The organism is Allobosea sp. Root670, from assembly GCF_001429415.1.
Taxonomy (GTDB): Bacteria; Pseudomonadota; Alphaproteobacteria; order Rhizobiales; family Beijerinckiaceae; genus Allobosea; species Allobosea robiniae.
Map to the genome: position 1 here is coordinate 486049 of NZ_LMJU01000017.1, position 15466 is coordinate 501514.

At 66.9% G+C, this 15466-nt stretch carries 17 protein-coding genes; 4 read left to right on the forward strand and 13 right to left on the reverse strand.

The window, feature by feature from the left end:
• Position 1: 1 nt before the first annotated feature.
• The 7 genes from phoB to ASE61_RS20360 all read right to left on the reverse strand — a co-directional run bounded on the left by phoB (position 2) and on the right by ASE61_RS20360 (position 6534).
• Entirely contained in the window at positions 2-709 is a 708-nt protein-coding gene (phoB, locus tag ASE61_RS20330) for a phosphate regulon transcriptional regulator PhoB (RefSeq protein ID WP_061969982.1), read from the reverse strand.
• Between the two features lie 13 nt (positions 710-722).
• Positions 723-1442 carry a phosphate signaling complex protein PhoU gene (gene phoU, locus ASE61_RS20335; protein WP_061969983.1) on the reverse strand — a complete coding sequence of 240 codons (720 nt, stop codon included), beginning with the start codon at positions 1440-1442 and terminating at the stop codon, positions 723-725.
• A 23-nt stretch (positions 1443-1465) separates the two neighbouring features.
• Positions 1466-2266, reverse strand: a complete 801-nt coding sequence (gene pstB / locus ASE61_RS20340) for a phosphate ABC transporter ATP-binding protein PstB (RefSeq protein WP_061969985.1) — start codon at positions 2264-2266, stop codon at positions 1466-1468.
• 45 nt (positions 2267-2311) lie between these two features.
• Positions 2312-3196: a phosphate ABC transporter permease PstA gene (gene pstA, locus ASE61_RS20345; RefSeq protein WP_082617578.1), complete on the reverse strand. Its 885-nt coding sequence runs from the start codon at positions 3194-3196 to the stop codon at positions 2312-2314.
• Positions 3197-3204: 8 nt separating this feature from the next.
• Positions 3205-4179 (reverse strand): phosphate ABC transporter permease subunit PstC, encoded by a 975-nt coding sequence (pstC, locus tag ASE61_RS20350; RefSeq protein ID WP_061969987.1) that lies wholly within the window; start codon positions 4177-4179, stop codon positions 3205-3207.
• Between the two features lie 156 nt (positions 4180-4335).
• Positions 4336-5361, reverse strand: a complete 1026-nt coding sequence (gene pstS / locus ASE61_RS20355; RefSeq protein ID WP_061969988.1) for a phosphate ABC transporter substrate-binding protein PstS — start codon at positions 5359-5361, stop codon at positions 4336-4338.
• A gap of 114 nt (positions 5362-5475) precedes the next feature.
• Complete coding sequence (locus tag ASE61_RS20360) at positions 5476-6534, reverse strand: ATP-binding protein (RefSeq protein WP_061969990.1); 1059 nt, start codon at positions 6532-6534, stop codon at positions 5476-5478.
• A 121-nt stretch (positions 6535-6655) separates the two neighbouring features.
• On the opposite strand from ASE61_RS20360, the gene ppk2 reads away from it, so the two are divergent.
• From ppk2 to ASE61_RS20380, 4 genes are all read left to right on the forward strand, one after another.
• Entirely contained in the window at positions 6656-7609 is a 954-nt protein-coding gene (gene ppk2 / locus ASE61_RS20365) for a polyphosphate kinase 2 (protein WP_061969991.1), read from the forward strand.
• Positions 7610-7700: 91 nt separating this feature from the next.
• Positions 7701-8297 (forward strand): hypothetical protein, encoded by a 597-nt coding sequence (locus ASE61_RS20370; protein ID WP_061969993.1) that lies wholly within the window; start codon positions 7701-7703, stop codon positions 8295-8297.
• The gene (locus ASE61_RS20375) at positions 8294-8854 is read left to right on the forward strand and encodes a hypothetical protein (protein WP_061969995.1); all 561 of its coding nucleotides are present in this window, start codon (positions 8294-8296) and stop codon (positions 8852-8854) included. The genes ASE61_RS20370 and ASE61_RS20375 overlap by 4 nt, the downstream gene beginning before the upstream one ends.
• Entirely contained in the window at positions 8851-9426 is a 576-nt protein-coding gene (locus ASE61_RS20380) for a hypothetical protein (protein WP_061969996.1), read from the forward strand. Before ASE61_RS20375 ends, ASE61_RS20380 begins: the two co-directional genes overlap by 4 nt.
• On the opposite strand, the gene ASE61_RS20385 is transcribed toward ASE61_RS20380, so the two are convergent.
• From ASE61_RS20385 to ASE61_RS20410, 6 genes are all read right to left on the reverse strand, one after another.
• Positions 9374-10672, reverse strand: a complete 1299-nt coding sequence (locus tag ASE61_RS20385; protein ID WP_061969998.1) for a hypothetical protein — start codon at positions 10670-10672, stop codon at positions 9374-9376. The two genes, ASE61_RS20380 and ASE61_RS20385, sit on opposite strands and share 53 nt — an antisense overlap.
• 86 nt (positions 10673-10758) lie before the next feature.
• The gene (locus ASE61_RS20390; RefSeq protein WP_061970000.1) at positions 10759-12045 is read right to left on the reverse strand and encodes a TRAP transporter large permease; all 1287 of its coding nucleotides are present in this window, start codon (positions 12043-12045) and stop codon (positions 10759-10761) included.
• Positions 12042-12554 (reverse strand): TRAP transporter small permease, encoded by a 513-nt coding sequence (locus ASE61_RS20395; RefSeq protein WP_244492930.1) that lies wholly within the window; start codon positions 12552-12554, stop codon positions 12042-12044. Before ASE61_RS20395 ends, ASE61_RS20390 begins: the two co-directional genes overlap by 4 nt.
• A gap of 165 nt (positions 12555-12719) precedes the next feature.
• Positions 12720-13712, reverse strand: a complete 993-nt coding sequence (locus ASE61_RS20400) for a sialic acid TRAP transporter substrate-binding protein SiaP (RefSeq protein WP_061970003.1) — start codon at positions 13710-13712, stop codon at positions 12720-12722.
• Between the two features lie 72 nt (positions 13713-13784).
• Positions 13785-14480 carry a GntR family transcriptional regulator gene (locus ASE61_RS20405; RefSeq protein WP_061970005.1) on the reverse strand — a complete coding sequence of 232 codons (696 nt, stop codon included), beginning with the start codon at positions 14478-14480 and terminating at the stop codon, positions 13785-13787.
• Between the two features lie 5 nt (positions 14481-14485).
• Positions 14486-15382, reverse strand: coding sequence for a dihydrodipicolinate synthase family protein (locus ASE61_RS20410; RefSeq protein ID WP_061970006.1), 897 nt, complete (start codon positions 15380-15382; stop codon positions 14486-14488).
• Between the last annotated feature and the right edge of the window lie 84 nt (positions 15383-15466).

Genomic DNA, 15466 nt, shown 5'->3' on the forward strand with positions numbered 1-15466 from the left:
CTTACGCGGCGCCGCTGCGCGCGAAGGTCTCGTCGAAGGCGTAACCCGCGCCGCGCACGGTGCGCAGCGGGTCTTTGGCGTCGCCCGGCGTGATCGCCTTGCGCAGCCGCCCGACATGGACGTCGACCGTGCGCTCGTCGATATAGACGTCGCGACCCCAGACAGCGTCGAGGAGCTGGGCGCGCGAATAGACCCGGCCCGGCGCCTGCATCAGGAATTCCAGCAGGCGGAACTCGGTCGGGCCGAGATGCAGTTCGCTCCCGGCGCGCCGGACGCGGCGCGTCGTGCGGTCGAGTTCGAGATCGCCGGCCGCGAGCAACCCTGCGACATGGCCAGGCTTCGCTCTGCGAAGAAGCGCCTGGATGCGGGCGATCAGCTCCGGCAGCGAGAACGGCTTCACGACATAGTCGTCGGCGCCGGTCGCAAGCCCGCGCACGCGCTCGGTCTCCTCGCCGCGCGCCGTCAGCATGATGATCGGCACGCGCTCGGTGTCTCGGCGCGAGCGCAGGCGCCGGCAGAGCTCGATGCCGGAGAGACCCGGCAGCATCCAGTCGAGCAGGACCAGATCAGGCGTGGAATCGCGCAGATGCAGCTCGGCGTCATCCCCGCGCGCGACGCTGTCGACCTCGAAGCCCTCGGCTTCGAGGTTGTAGCGCAGCAGCAGGGTGAGCGGCTCCTCGTCCTCGACGATCAGGATACGTGCGGCCATGATGGCTTTGACCTCAGCTTCCCGTCACCGCTTCGACCTCGATATTGGTCGTGTCGAGCTTCGGCCGGTTCACGTCGAGGGAATCGCCGGTGACGAGGTAATGGATCGTCTCGGCGATATTGGTGGTGTGGTCGCCGATGCGCTCGATGTTCTTGGCGCAGAACAGCAGATGCGTGCAGAAGGTGATGTTGCGCGGATCTTCCATCATATAGGTCAGGAGTTCGCGGAACAGCGAGGTATAGAGCGCGTCGATCTCGTCGTCGCGCTTCCAGACCTCGAGCGCCTTCTGCTCGTTGGTCGCGGCATAGGCGTCGAGCACGTCCTTGAGCTGGGCCTGCACGAGGCGGCTGATATGCTCGAGGCCGACGACCGCGCGATGCGGCGGCTGGAACTGCCCGGCGATGGCGACGGCGCGCTTGGCGATGTTCTTGGCGAGATCGCCAACGCGCTCGATGTCGGAGGCGAGGCGGATCGCCGAGATCAGCTCGCGCAGGTCCTGCGCCAGCGGCTGGCGCCGGGCGATGGTGAGCACGGCCTTCTCCTCGACCTCGCGCTGGAGATTGTCGAGGCGCTGGTCGGCCGAGATGATCTTCTGAGCGAGCGCGGTGTCGCGACGAACGAGCGCGACGGTCGAGTCGCCCAGCATGCGCTCGGCCATGCCGCCCATTTCAGCGAGGCTGCGGCGGATGCCTTCGAGATCGGTGTCGTAGGAGCGGACGATGTGGTCGGTCATAGGGGTGTCCTCCTCGTCGCCGCTTAGCCGAAACGGCCGGTGACGTAGTCCTGGGTCTGCTTCTTGGCCGGGTTCATGAAGATCGTGTTGGTCGGCGCGAACTCGATGACCTCGCCGAGATACATGAACGCCGTGTACTGCGAGATGCGCGCCGCCTGCTGCATGTTGTGCGTGACGATGGCGATGGTGAAATCGCTCTTGAGCTGCTCCAGCAGGTCCTCGATCTTGCCGGTCGAGATCGGGTCGAGCGCCGAGGTCGGCTCGTCGAACAGGATCACTTCCGGCTTCTGCGCGATGGTGCGCGCGATGCAGAGGCGCTGCTGCTGGCCGCCGGAGAGGCCCATGCCGGAGCTCTTCAGCTTGTCCTTGACCTCGTCCCAGAGCGCGGCGCGGCGCAGCGCGCCCTCGACACGGTCGTCGAGCTCGGATTTCGGCGGCTTCTCGTAGAGGCGGATGCCGAAGGCGACGTTGTCGTAGATCGACATCGGGAACGGCGTCGGCTTCTGGAACACCATCCCGACGCGCGAGCGCAATTCGTTCACGTCGACGTCGTTCGAGATGATGTTGCGGCCGTCGAGCATGATCTGCCCTTCCGCGCGCTGCTGCGGATAGAGCGAGTAGATCCGGTTGAAGATGCGCAGCAGGGTCGACTTGCCGCAGCCGGACGGGCCGATCAGCGCCGTGACGTGACGATCACGGAAGTCGAGATTGATGTTCTTCAGCGCCTTGTGCTCGCCGTAGTAGAAATCGAGGTTCTTCACCGCGATCCGGACGGGCGCCTCGGCATCGAGCGACTGGGGGGAGAGTTCAAGGGTCGAAAGCATCGACTTAGGTCCTCAAGGTCGGTCGCGACCGGGTTGGTTTCAGGCTCACTTGCTGCCGGCGACGATGCGCCGGGCAACGATCGAGAGCACGAGGATCGAGACGGTGATGATGAGCGAGCCGGCCCAGGCGAGCTGCTGCCAGTTCTCGTAAGGGGCGGAGGCGAACTGGTAGATCGTTACCGGCAGGTTGGAGACGCCGCCGGTGAGCGTCGGCGAGAACCAGAAATTGTTGTTGAGCGCGGTGAAGAGCAGCGGCGCCGTCTCGCCGGCGATGCGGGCGAGCGCCAAGAGGATGCCGGTGACCATGCCGGCCTTGGCCGCGCGCCAGGTCACCGATGTGATCACGACGGAAGGCGGCGCGCCGAGCGCGGCGCCAGCCTCGCGCAAGGGACCGGGCACGAGGTTCAGCATGTCCTCGGTGGTGCGCACGATCACCGGGATCGCGATGATGCCGAGCGCGACGCCGCCGGCCCAGCCGGAATAGCCGCGGAACGGCTCGACCAGGATGACGTAGACGAACAGGCCGATCAGGATCGACGGCGCCGAGAGCAGGATGTCGTTGATGAAGCGGATCAGGTTGGCGAGCTGCGAGCCGCGGCCGTATTCCGCGAGCCAGGTCCCGGCGAGCACGCCGATCGGCGTGGCGATGGCGATGCCGAGGAAGGTCAGCACGAAGGATCCCACGATGGCATTGGCGAGGCCGCCGCCTTCCGTACCGGGGCCGGGCGTGACCGCGGTGAAGGTGGCGAGCGAAAGCCCGCCGAGGCCCTTCACCACGAGCATGCCGAGGATCCAGAACAGCACGAAGATGGCGATGAAGGTGAAGCCGGTGGCGATGATCTTCATCAGCCGGTCGGCGGTGCGACGGGACTGGCGCACGCGGCCCCAGGGCTGATGCGGCAGTTCGCGAGGCGTGGTCGTCATGGTCATGGAGGGCCTCAGTAGCGCTTGACGCGGGCGACCAGCAGCCGCGCGATGACGAGGACGACGAAGGTGACGAAGAACAGGATGCAGCCCAGCGCGATCAATGCGTTGAGCTGCAGCCCCAGCGCCTCGTTGAACTCGTTGGCGATGCGCGAGGCGATGGTGGAACCCGGGTCGAACATCGAGGCCGAAAGCCGGTTGGCGTTACCGACGACGAAGGTCACCGCCATGGTCTCGCCGAGCGCGCGGCCGAGGCCGAGCATGACCGCGCCGATGATCGAGACGCCGGCCTGCGGCACCAGCACATGGCGCACGACCTCCCAGGTCGTCGCCCCGATGCCATAGGCGCTCTCGCGCAGCACGGAGGGGATCTGCTCCAGCATGTCGCGGGTGATCGAGGCGATGAAGGGGATGATCATGAAGGCGAGGATGATGCCCGCCGTGAAGATGCCCAATCCCGAAGGCGAGCGCGAGTAGAGCACGGTGCCGACGATCGGAAGGCCCTCGACGATGTTCGAGAGCGGGATCTGCACATAAGCCGCAAAGAGCGGCACGAAGACGAACAGGCCCCACATGCCGTAGATGATCGAGGGCACGGCCGCGAGCAGCTCGATCGCGGTCGCGACCGGCTTCTTGAACCAGGCCGGGGCGAGCTGGGTCAGGTAGACCGCGATGCCCAGCGAGAGCGGCACACCGATCACCAGCGCGATCAGCGCCGTCGAGAGCGTGCCGACGATCGCCGGCCAGGCGCCGTATTGTTCGTTCTGGGTATCCCAGACGCTGGAGGTGATGAAACCGAGACCGAATTCGCGGAAGGCCGGCCAGCCGCCGATGACCATCGAGACCATGATGCCGGCGAGCAGCACCAGCACCAGCAGCGCCGCACCGAAGCTGGCATTGCGGAAGATGGCATCGAAGGTCGCCTTCGGCGTCTTCCGCACGATCGGCGTCGCGCCGGGAATGCTCGTCATGTCGGTTGCTGCGGTCATCCGCGAAGGCTCCGGTGGCATGGCCGGGATCGTCGGAGGGTCCGCCCGATCCCAGCCCTCATCCTGAGGAGCGCCCGAACAGGGCTCCTCAGGATGAGGGCTTGAAGAGTGCGGCGAGGCGGGTCGAACCCCGCCTCGCCTTGTCGATGGCAGCGATCAGAAGATCGGCTTGCCGGCCGTGTCGGTCACGCCCTTCCAGGCGTTGCGGACCTGGTCCTTCACGTTCGTCGGCAGGGCGACGTAGTCGAGCTCGCTCGCGAGCTTGTCGCCGTTCTTGTAGACCCAGTCGAAGAATTTCAGAGCGGCCTGCGTCTCTTCCGGCTTCTCCGGCTTGGCATAGACCAGGATGAAGGTCGCCGAGGTGATCGGCCAGGCATCCGCGCCCTTCTGGTTGTTGAGCGAGATGCCGAAGCCCGGCTGCTCGTTCCAGTTGGCATTGGCGGCGGCGGCCTGGAAGGCCTTCTCTTCCGGCGCCGGGAAGTTGCCGTCGGCATTCTTCACCAGGGCATGGGAGAGCTTGTTCTGCTTGGCATAGGCATATTCGACATAGCCGATCGAGTTGGCGACCTGCTTGACCGAGGCCGAGACGCCCTCGTTGCCCTTGCCGCCGATGCCGACCGGCCACTGGACCGACTGGTTGGCGCCGATCTTCGACTTCCACTCGGCCGAGGCCTTGGAGAGGTAGTCGGTGAACACGAAGGTCGTGCCCGAGCCGTCCGAACGATAGACCGGGTTGATGTTCGCGTCCGGCAGGGTGACGCCGGCATTGAGCGCGACGATCTTCGGGTCGTTCCACTTCTTGATGTCGCCCAGATAGATCTGGGCGATGATCTCGCCCGAGAGCTTGAGCTTGCCGGGCTCGACGCCGGCGATGTTCACGGCCGGCACGACGCCGCCCATCACGGTCGGGAACTGGATCAGGCCGTCCTTGGTCAGGTCTGCGCCCTTCAGCGGGGCGTCGGTGGCGCCGAAGGCGACGGTCTTGGCCTTGATCTGGCGGATACCGCCACCCGAGCCGATCGACTGGTAGTTCAGGCCGATACCCGTCTCTTTCTTGTAGGCCTCGGCCCACTTCGCATAGATCGGGAAGGGGAAGGTCGCGCCGGCACCGGTGATGTCGGCGGCCTGGGCGGAACCGGCGATCCCGACGGCAACGGCCGCGAGAACAAGAATCTTGCGCATGTGAGAAGTCCTCATCTGATCGCTGTTTGCAGCGACCCTGTCAGAACACCCTCTGTATGACAGCCAAATGACAGTTCGTCATGAAAGCTGTCATGAATGGCTGTCATGCACGGATCAGCCGTTGGTGCGCCCCGCCTCGAAGCGCGGCAGGATCGCCCGGAAGGTCGCCCCCTCACCCGACTTGCTCTCGATCGTCAGCCGGCCGCGATGGCGCAGCACGATGTGCTTGACGATCGCAAGCCCCAGCCCGGTGCCGCCCGCTTCGCGGCTGGCCGCGGTGTCGACCCGATAGAAGCGCTCGGTCAGGCGCGGCAGGTGCTCCGGCGCGATACCCGGCCCGTCGTCGCGCACGCTGAAGCTCGCCTCGCTCTCGCCGGCGTCGACGGTGACCGCGACCTCCCCGCCCTGCTTGCCGTATTTGATGGCGTTCTCGACGAGGTTTTCCATCAGGCGCAGCAATTCGTCGCGATCGCCCGGCACCTGCAACGCCTCGCGCGGCGTCTTCAGCACCAATGCGACCTGTCGCTCGCGGGCCATCAGCGTCAGCGAATCCACGATCTCGCGGGCGATACCCGCCAGATCGACCGGGGTATCCGGCGCCACATGGGCGCGCTGCTCGATCCGCGATAGCGAGAGCAGGTCGTCGACCAGCCTGGCCATGCGCAGACCCTGCTCGCGCATGATCCCGAGAAAGCGCTCGCGCGCCCGCTCGTCGTTGCGCGCCGGGCCTTGCAAGGTCTCGACGAAGCCGAGCAGCGAAGCCAGCGGCGTGCGCAGTTCATGGCTGGCATTGGCGACGAAATCGACGCGCATGCGCTCGATCACGCGCTGTTCGCTCAGGTCCTGGAAGGTGAGCAGCGTCGCATGGCGCAGACCGCTGTCGCGCAGCGCGGCGATATGGATGCGGAAGGTCCGCTCCACCGGCACGCGCTCGATGAGCTCGATGGTCTTGGCGCCACCCTCGATCGCGACCTGCTCGATCGCGTCGTTGAGGTCGGGATCGCGCAGCACCAGCGCCAGGAGCTTGCCGGCCGCCAGCCCCGGGATCAGCGCCTGCATGGCCGGGCTCAGCGCCTGCGCCACACCCTGCCCGTCGAGCAGCACGGCCGGCGCGCCGAGCGCCTCGACCACGTCCCGCACCAGCGCGGCATTGGAAGCGGAAAGATTGACCATGCAAAGCCCGGAGACAGACGGCGGATGCCGACGGGGCCTCTTCCTGAGCGGAACAGCGGCAGGCGTCAATTCCCTTCCGCGAGCTAGCCGGCTAGGCTGATCCAAAGCGGAGAACAGGACGATGGCCAAGAAATTCTCGGATCCGGGCGCGAAGGAATCTGTCGTCGCTCCGTCGGAGGAGCACGGCAAGCCAGCCAAAACCCGCACCAGATCCAAAAAGCCGAAGGGCTTCGACATCGAGGCCGACAGCCTGCCGGAAGCCATCATCGACGCCGCCTATCACAGCGGCAATTACCCCTATGGCAAGCGGATGAAGCGCAAGCGCTACAACCGCGAGATGGAGCCGCTGCAGATCGAATTGCAGAAGCTGACGCGCTGGGCGAGCAAGCATGGCGAGCGCATCGTCATCGTCTTCGAGGGCCGCGACGGCGCCGGCAAGGGTGGCACCATCGCCCGCTTCACCCAGCATCTCAATCCGCGCCAGGCCCGCATCGTCGCCCTGTCCAAGCCCTCCGATACGGAGAAGGGCCAGTGGTATTTCCAGCGCTATGCCGCGCAGATGCCGACAGCCGGCGAGATCGTGTTCTTCGACCGCTCCTGGTACAACCGCGCCGGCGTCGAGCGCGTCATGGGTTTCTGCAAGCCGGAGGAGACCGAGCATTTCCTCGATGAGGCCCCCGCCTTCGAGGGCATGCTCGCCCGTGACGGCATCCGCCTGATCAAGCTGTTCCTGACCATCGGCCGCGAGATGCAGATGACCCGCCTGCACGCCCGTTGGCATGATCCGCTCAAGCGCTGGAAGCTCTCGCCGATCGATTTCGAGTCGGTCCCGCGCTTCGACGACTATTCCCGCGCCTTCGACGAGATGCTCTCCCGGACCTCGACCAAAGCCGCGCCTTGGCATGTCGTGCGCAGCAACGACAAGCTCCGCGCCCGACTGAACGCCATCCGCCACGTCCTGCGCGCAATCCCCTACAAGGACAAGGACGAGGCCGCGATCGGCACGCTCGACGAGGAGATCGTCATCCCCGTGAGCCGCTATCTCGACAACGGTGGCGAACCCGAAAGCCACTGATTCCGGCCCACCGAACCGCTCCTGCCGGATTCCGGTCACAGAATCGGGTGATCTTCAGGCTCTGACCGGAGCGGAGACGAGCAACCGGCCCATGGCGACCACGGCTTTCGCAAGCCTGCGGCGATCCTTCGCGTCGAAGCTGACGATCGGCATCGGCGGCTTGCTGGCGCTTGGGCTGACCACCGCCCAGACCCTGCGCGAGGCGATGCCACCCGCCAATCTTCCGGCTGCGCAGGCCGGGCAGCCCATTGCCGCCGGGCGCTGGCAGGTCGTCATCCGCGAGGCCGGATTGAGCAGCGCCCCGCGCCCCGACGGCTATCGCGGACGGCCCGGCACGAAGGCGCTCAGCGTTGATCTCGACCTGATGAACCGAAGTTCGGAGAGCAGCAACGCGATTGCCCGCATCCTGAGCTTCGATCCGCCGATCGCTGGCCTTTCGCCTTTGCCGACTGCTTATCTGCTGCGCGACGGCGCCATCCTCGGCGCCCTGCAGCCTGGCCTGCCGGAGCGCATCCGCATGGTCTGGGACTTGCCGGATGCTGCGCCGGCGCCTGAAGCCATCCGCGTCGTCGTCACCGGCGAGACCTTCAAGCCGCGCGACAATCTCCTCGCCGCGCCAGGCTGGTTCAATCGGAAGCCCGTCGCCGCGATCACCTTGCCGCTGCGAACGGAAGGCGGCGGCTCATGATCCGCGCCCTCGCCCGCGTCACCGCGCTCGCCGTCGCGGCGCTGCTCCTCTTCGCCCTGCAGCAGACCACGCCGGGCTATAGCGAGATCACCGGCCCGATCACGCAGCACGGCGTCGCCGGCACAACCACAAATGCCCGCGGCTTCACCCTGCGCGTCGAAAAGGTCGTCCTGGCGGAGCGCCTGCGCTGGCAAGCCTTCGGCCGCAGCTACGACCGTGACACCGGCGGGCTCTGGGCCGTGGCCGTCGTGGAGGTCGAGGGCACCCCCGCCACCACGGCACTCAGCGGCGCAACCTGGCTGGCGGCGTCCGGCCTGCGCTTCGAGGCAAGCGAGCGGGCCGAGTCGGTCCGTGGCTTCCTGCGCGGCAGGCGCCTCGAACCCGGCCTGCCACAGCGGGGCCTGCTGATCTTCGAGATCGGCCGCGACGCGGCGCGCAATGGCGCCCTGCTCGTCTCGATGTCGCGCTGGCCGCGCCTCGACACGCAATTGCGCATCACGATCCCCAACGAGCGTATCGAGCAGGCCGAAACCCTCGACCTGGAAACGCTGACATGACGGACGCGACCGTAGCCGAACCCGCGGCGAAGCCGCCGCCGAACTGGCGCAGGCGCTGCCTCTGGGCACTGCCGATCGTCCTGCCGCTGGCCTTGTTCGTGCAGGCGCACAAGACCGTCTCGGCCTGGGCCGGAGCCAGCGATCTCGTCGCGCAGACCTCGCCGTTCGACCGGCCAGCTTCCCTCGCCGGCGCCGAATGGCGCATCGTCAGCCTCCAGCGCATCGCCGAACGGCCGGACGGCTCTGCCGTCGCGCTGCTGCGCCTCGAGGCGAAGGTGCTGGATGCGGAGAGCGTTGCGCAGCCGCCCTGTCGCATCGCCTTGCTCGCCCCGGACGGCCGGCGCTGGCAGCCCGCCTTCCTGGCGCCGAGCGAGGCGAGGCGCGTTCTCAGCCGCGACAAGGACCTAGGCAAGACCTGCGGTCCCGCCTTCCTCGGCAAGCCGGTTACCGGTTCGACCGTCGCGATCACCGAGAGCTTCATCCTGCCGACATCGGCCTTCGCGACGGCCGATGTCACGATCAGCCTGCCGGCGTCGCGGCCGCGCTACCTTCGCTTTGCGCGGACGAACTGAGCGCCTCGACCCGCTTTGCCGATGCCTGCTCCACCACGGCCGCGATGAGGCAGATGCGCAGCGCCTCGACCAGGATGCCGCCGCGGATGTCGCTGGGACCGCCCAGGAAGAAGGCGATGATGCTGGCCAGCGCCTGCCAGGCCGGCAGCTCCTGCGGCCCGATCAGATGCGCGAGGCCGATCCAGCCCCAGGCCGCCGCCCAGCCGATGAGGCGATAGAGCAGGACGAAGCCGATCAGCACCGCGAGCCCCGCCCCGAAGGCGAGCCGCACGCTGTTGGCGATCGGCAGGTAGCGGGAGCGGTAGCCGGCGACGAAATGGTCGAGGAACTCGCGCAGGAATTTCGGCAGTCGCCCATAGCGCGACAAGGCCGCCGCGGTGCGCCGGTGACCACTCAGGGCCGCCGCGTCCTTCATGTCGAAGCCGTAGATCACCGCCGCCATCAGGAGCCAGACCAGCGGCAGCAGCGCGTAGAGAAAAAGCCCCTGCGCGCTGCTCTGCAAAGAAGGCGGCGCGAGATCGACCGCGACGGGCGCCGCCGCCTGCGCCTTGCCGATCAGCCCGAGAAGAAGGTCGCGCGCCCGGGTCAGATAGGGCAGCGGCCCACCTGTGCCGATCCAGGCCCAAGCCGCATTCTTCCACCCCGCGAGCGCATAGAGGCCGACGAAGATCCAGTTGGCATCGCAGAGCACGATGACGAATTGCCAGGCCGGGCGCGAGCTGCGCGTCTGCATCAATTTCGCGAGCCTGCGCATCCCGAAGGCGAGCGCGACCGCGATGCCGAGCCAGAGCGTCGCCGGGACGTCGAACAGCGACACTTTCTGGCCGAGATCGGCCATCTCCAGCGCCAGCAGCGAGTAATCCCGCACCGTGTCGCCGAGAAAGCCCCAGGCCGCGTAATAGGCAAAGAAGGGAATGATCGCGATCGCGACCACGCCGAGCCAGTCCGGATCCTTCGCCGCGATGTCGGCAGCTCCTGCACGCGGCTTCACCGGAAACAGCGCGGCCACCGCTGGCATCGCCGGGCGCAGCGACAGGAACATGGCGACGACCGTGATGAGCCTCACCAGCACGATCGCCGAGAGCACGACGAAGCCGGCGAGCGCGTTAGCAAAGCCCGCCTTCACCGCCAGCGGCATCAGGAGGTCCGTGACGAGCGCCCCGCCGGCAGCGACGCAAAGGAGCATCGGCCAGCCGAAGCGCCACAGATGGATGAATTGCCGGGTGAGGTCGCCGATCTCGCGCATCGGCGCCAGTCTAGGCGATCGCTCCCGCATGGCGAACCCGGCCCGGGCGCATTGCTGACACGCCCTGCCAGGAACAAGCCGCCCCGTCAGCGCCCCATGATCAGTTGCGGCAGCCAGGTCGTCAGCGGCGGCCAGAGCGTGATCGCGATCAGGACCGCGATCAGCGGCGCCAGCCAGGGCACGATCGCTCGCGACATCGCCTCGAAGGAAATGTTCGCCACCTTCGAGGTCACGAACAGCACCACGCCAACGGGCGGCGTGATCGTACCGATCATCAGGTTGAGCACGAAGATCAACCCGAACTGGATCGGATCGATGCCGAACTGTGCCGCCGCCGGCGTCAGGATCGGGATCAGGATCAGCATCGCCGCCAGCGCTTCCATGAAGCAGCCGACGAAGAGCAGCAGCAGGTTGACGATCAAGAGGTAGACGATCGGGCTGCCGGCAAGCTCGACCAGCGCCGGCCCGACCACCTGCGGAATCCGCGAGATCGACAGGCACCAGCCGAGCGCCGCCGCCGCCATCACCAGCGCCAGCACGACACCGGTGGTTTCCACCGTCTGGACGACGAGCTCCGGCAGGGTCTTCAGCGAGAAGCTGCGATAGACGAAGAGGCCGAGCACCAGCGCATAGGCGGTCGCCACCGCCGCCGCCTCGGTCGGCGTGAAGATGCCGCCCATCATGCCGCCGAACAGGATGACCGGCGTCATCAGCGCCCAGTGCGCCTCCCTGTAGGCGACCCACAGCTGGCGGAACCCGGGGAACGGATGGCGCGGCAGGTCGCGCTTCCGGGCGATGTAGACGACCATCGCCATCAGCGCGCCGGCCATCAGCAGCCCCGGAATGATGCCGGCGATGAACAGCCCGCCGATCGAGACGTCGGCGGTGACGCCATAGATCACCATCGGCAGCGAGGGTGGGATGATCGGCCCGATCGTGGCGGAAGCGGCCGTGATCGCGGCCGCCGTCTCGGCATCATAGCCCTCGTCCCGCATCGCCTTGATCTCGAGCGTGCCGACGCCGCCGGCATCCGCCACGGCCGAGCCCGACATGCCCGCGAAGATCACGCTGGCGAGGATGTTGGCATGGCAGAGCCCGCCGCGCATGAAGCCGACACAGGCCGTGGCGAAGCCGAAGATCCGGTCGGTGATCCCCGCCGAGTTCATGATGTTGCCCATCAGGATGAACAGCGGCGCCGCCAGCAGCGGGAAGGAATTGGCGGATTGCGCGATCTTCTGCGGCACGATGCCGAGCGGGAAGCCGCCGAGGAAGACGAAGGCGACGGCCGCGAGCCCCATCGAGACGAAGAGCGGCACGCCGATCATCAGGGCCAGGAACCAGACCGGCAGGATCTGCAGCATCAGCGTGGTCATAGCGCCTGCGCTCCCGGCTCCGCGACCTCGACCTTGCGCCCGGCCAGCACGTCGCCGATCTCGGCCAGCGCCTGCAGGATCAGCGCCAGCGCGGCGAAGGGCATGACGATGTAGAGCGCCGCCGAGCTGACCGGCAGCGCGATCGATTCCACGTCCCAGGTCCGCTCGATCAGGCCCCAGGAGTAACGCAGCAGCACGGCCGCGAAGACGATCACCGAGGCTTGCGTCGCAATCTCCAGCACCGCCTGTGCGGCGCGCGGCAACCGTGTGGCGAAGACCATGATGCGGATATGGGAGCGCCGCCGCGCCGCGATGATCCAGCCGACGAAGCCAGTCCAGACCAGCAGGTACTGCGCCAGCTCGTCCGACCAGGCCAGCGGCTGGTTGATCTGGCGGAAGAACACGCCGAGCACCACGACGGCGAGCAGCGTCAGCAGGAGCACGACCGCGGCCCAGTAGACCAGCCGGTCCGCCAATGCGGCGAGGGATTTCATCTGATGACCAGCCATGTCCTGATGCTCGGATGAACGGGAGGGCACATATGTGCGGCTCGCGCCGTCATGCTCGCCCTTGTGGCGAGCATCCGCGTCTCGAGCGCAACCCGTCGGGAATGAAGACGTGGATGGTCGGGACGAGCCCGACCATGACGAAGCGGTTCCGCCACGGGCAGCGCCTTACAGCGCAGCCAGCGCGTCCCAGGTGCCCTTGCCCCATTTGCTCTCGAACTGCTTGGGCAGGCTCGCCAGCACAGGCTTGGAGAAGCTTTCCAGATCGGGCTCGGTCACAGTCATGCCGCCCGCCTTCAGCGTCGCGACGAGGCTGTTTTCCTGGCTGGTCAGCTCCGCGTCCTGCCAGGCGACGCCATCGGCGATCGCGGCTTCCACCACGGTCCGGTCGGCGTCCTTCAGCCCCTTCCAGAAATCGCTGTTCACGATGACGAGCCGCGGCGTGATGATGTGCCCGGTCAGGATCAGGTGCTTCTGAACCTCCTGCAGCTTGGCGCTGTGGATCGTCGGCAGCGGGTTCTCCTGCCCGTCGACGGCGCCCTGGCTGAGCGCGAGATAGAGCTCGTTGAAATTGACCGGCGTCGCCTTGGCGCCCCAGGCGTCGACCATGGCGCGGAAGGTGTCGACCGGCGGCACGCGCAGCTTCAGTCCCGCGACATCAGCCGCGCTCTTCACCGCCTTCGATCCGGTCGTCAGGTGGCGCTTGCCGTAATAGGTCACCGCCATCATGCGCATGCCGCGCTTCTTCTCGAGCTCGGCATTCATCTGCGTGAACACCGGCGCCTTGGCGACCTTCGACATATGGGCCGCGTCGCGCCAGAGATAGGGCGCTTCCACCACCGAGAGCTGCGGCAGGAAGGAGCCCAGCGCCGCCGCGCCATCGGTCGTCATGGTCAGCGCGCCCGAGGAAACCGATTCCATCATGTCCTTGCCGGAGCCGAGCTGGCCGGCCGGGAAGGACTGGATATCGACGCGGCCCGAGGTCTTCTCCTTCACCTGCTTGGCGATGCGCTCGACCATCTGCACCTGCGGATGCGTCGCCGGCAGCATCTCGCCCCAGCGCAGCACCGTCGCCTGCGCCCTTGCGACCGCCGGCATGAACACCGTCGCGCCGACAGCGGCGGAACCCTGGAGCAAGCTGCGTTTCGTCAGTCTGGTCATCGTCGCTTCCCTCCCATGCGGCCGGTTTTCCGGCTCGTCGTCATGCTGTGCTGCGTGGTCGTCCTTAAGTCGTCAGTACTGCATCGCCCTGGCGCGAGCGTTGCCGATATGGATGCTCATTTCGTCCGATGCCCGTTCCGGGTCGCGACTCTCGATCGCGGCGATGATCTTGAGATGGTCCTGCATCACCGGCACCAGGATGTGGTTCTGGATGCGCGTCTCGTATTGGCGGATCAGCCTGATCTTGAGCCAGGTCACGCGGAAGGCCTGGCTGACGATGTCGTTGTCGAGATGGTCGATGATCGCCTCGTGCATCAGCCGGTCGACATCCTCGGCATCCTCGATCAGCCGCTCGTCGCCGCCGGCTTCCGCCCGCGCGATGATCGCCTCGTGGCGGGCGCGCTGCTCGGCGATCTCCTCATCCGTCGCGTTCTGCGTGTAGAGCGCCGTCGCCTCCCTCTCCAGGAAGAGCCGGAACTGGAAGGCGTTGCGGATCAGGTTGAGATCGACATGGGCGACCTGCATGCCGCGCTGCGGCACGGTCTTGATCAGCCCCTCAGCCTCCAGTCGCGGCACCAGCTCGCGAATGGCGCCGAGCGGAAATCCCGTCATCGCCACGAGCTCGCGCTGGGTCACGAACTGGCCGGGCTTGATCTCGCGCGCCAGCAATCGCTCGGTGAAGGAGGCATAGGCGCGCTCCCTCAGCTTCAGCGGTTCGCCCTCGCGCGGTTCCTGCTCCGGCTCGCTCACGATCCCTCCTTCCGGCATTACTGTCAGGCAGCCTTGGCCTGCCTGATCGAATCGAAGGCGGCGAAGAGCCGCTTGCGCGTCGCCGCGTCCAGTGCCTCCAGGGGCGGGCGCATCGCGCCATAGCCCTCATCGCCATGGATATGGCCGACCAGCGCCTTCACCGCCGCCAGCACTGGATGCGAGCAGATCTCGTCGACCAGCGCATTCACCACCGGGCTGTCCTTGCCCTCGTAGACCATCGGGCGCAGCAGGCTGGGAACCAGATTGGCGAGGCCGCAGATCGAGCCCTCGGCCCCATTGCGCACCGCCTTGGCGAGCTGGCGTTCGTCGCCGACGAGGATCGCGAGTTCGCCATGCGCCTTCAGCAGCGCCTCGGTATTGGCGTAGCTGCCCGAGGAATCCTTGACGCCGATGACGAGGCCGGGGAACGCGGTCTTGAGCCGCTGCACCAGCCCGACGCTGATATCGACCGCCGTCACCGAGGGGATGTGATAGACCACGACATTGCGGGCGGAGGCGCCGAGCTTCTCGAAGAACTGCGAGAACCAGACATAGAGCCCCTCGTCGCTGACGCCCTTGAAGTAGAAGGGCGGCGCGACCAGCAACCCCTTCGCCCCGGCATCGAGCGCGATGCGGGCCTGCTCCACCGCCTCGTTCATTGAGGCCGCCGCGATGCCCGCATAGATTTGCCTGGCCGGGTCGATCCCCGCCCCGATCAGCGCACCCATCATCGCGGTGCGTGCCGGCAGGCCCAGCGCCGCGCCCTCGCCCGTCGTGCCGAACAGCGTGACGGAATCGCAGCCCTCGGCCAGCACATGGCGGGCGTGATGGACGAGACGCGGCAGGTCGATGCCTCCGCCCTCCCGCATCGGGGTGGTGATTGCGCAGGAGAGGCCGAAGCGGGTCTTTTGGGTGGCCATTTGAGAGGGCTTTCAGGGCTGAATGTTGACTGACATGTTAGAATGAAGACAGAGCCGCCCGCAAGCGGTCCGGCGGACTTGTCT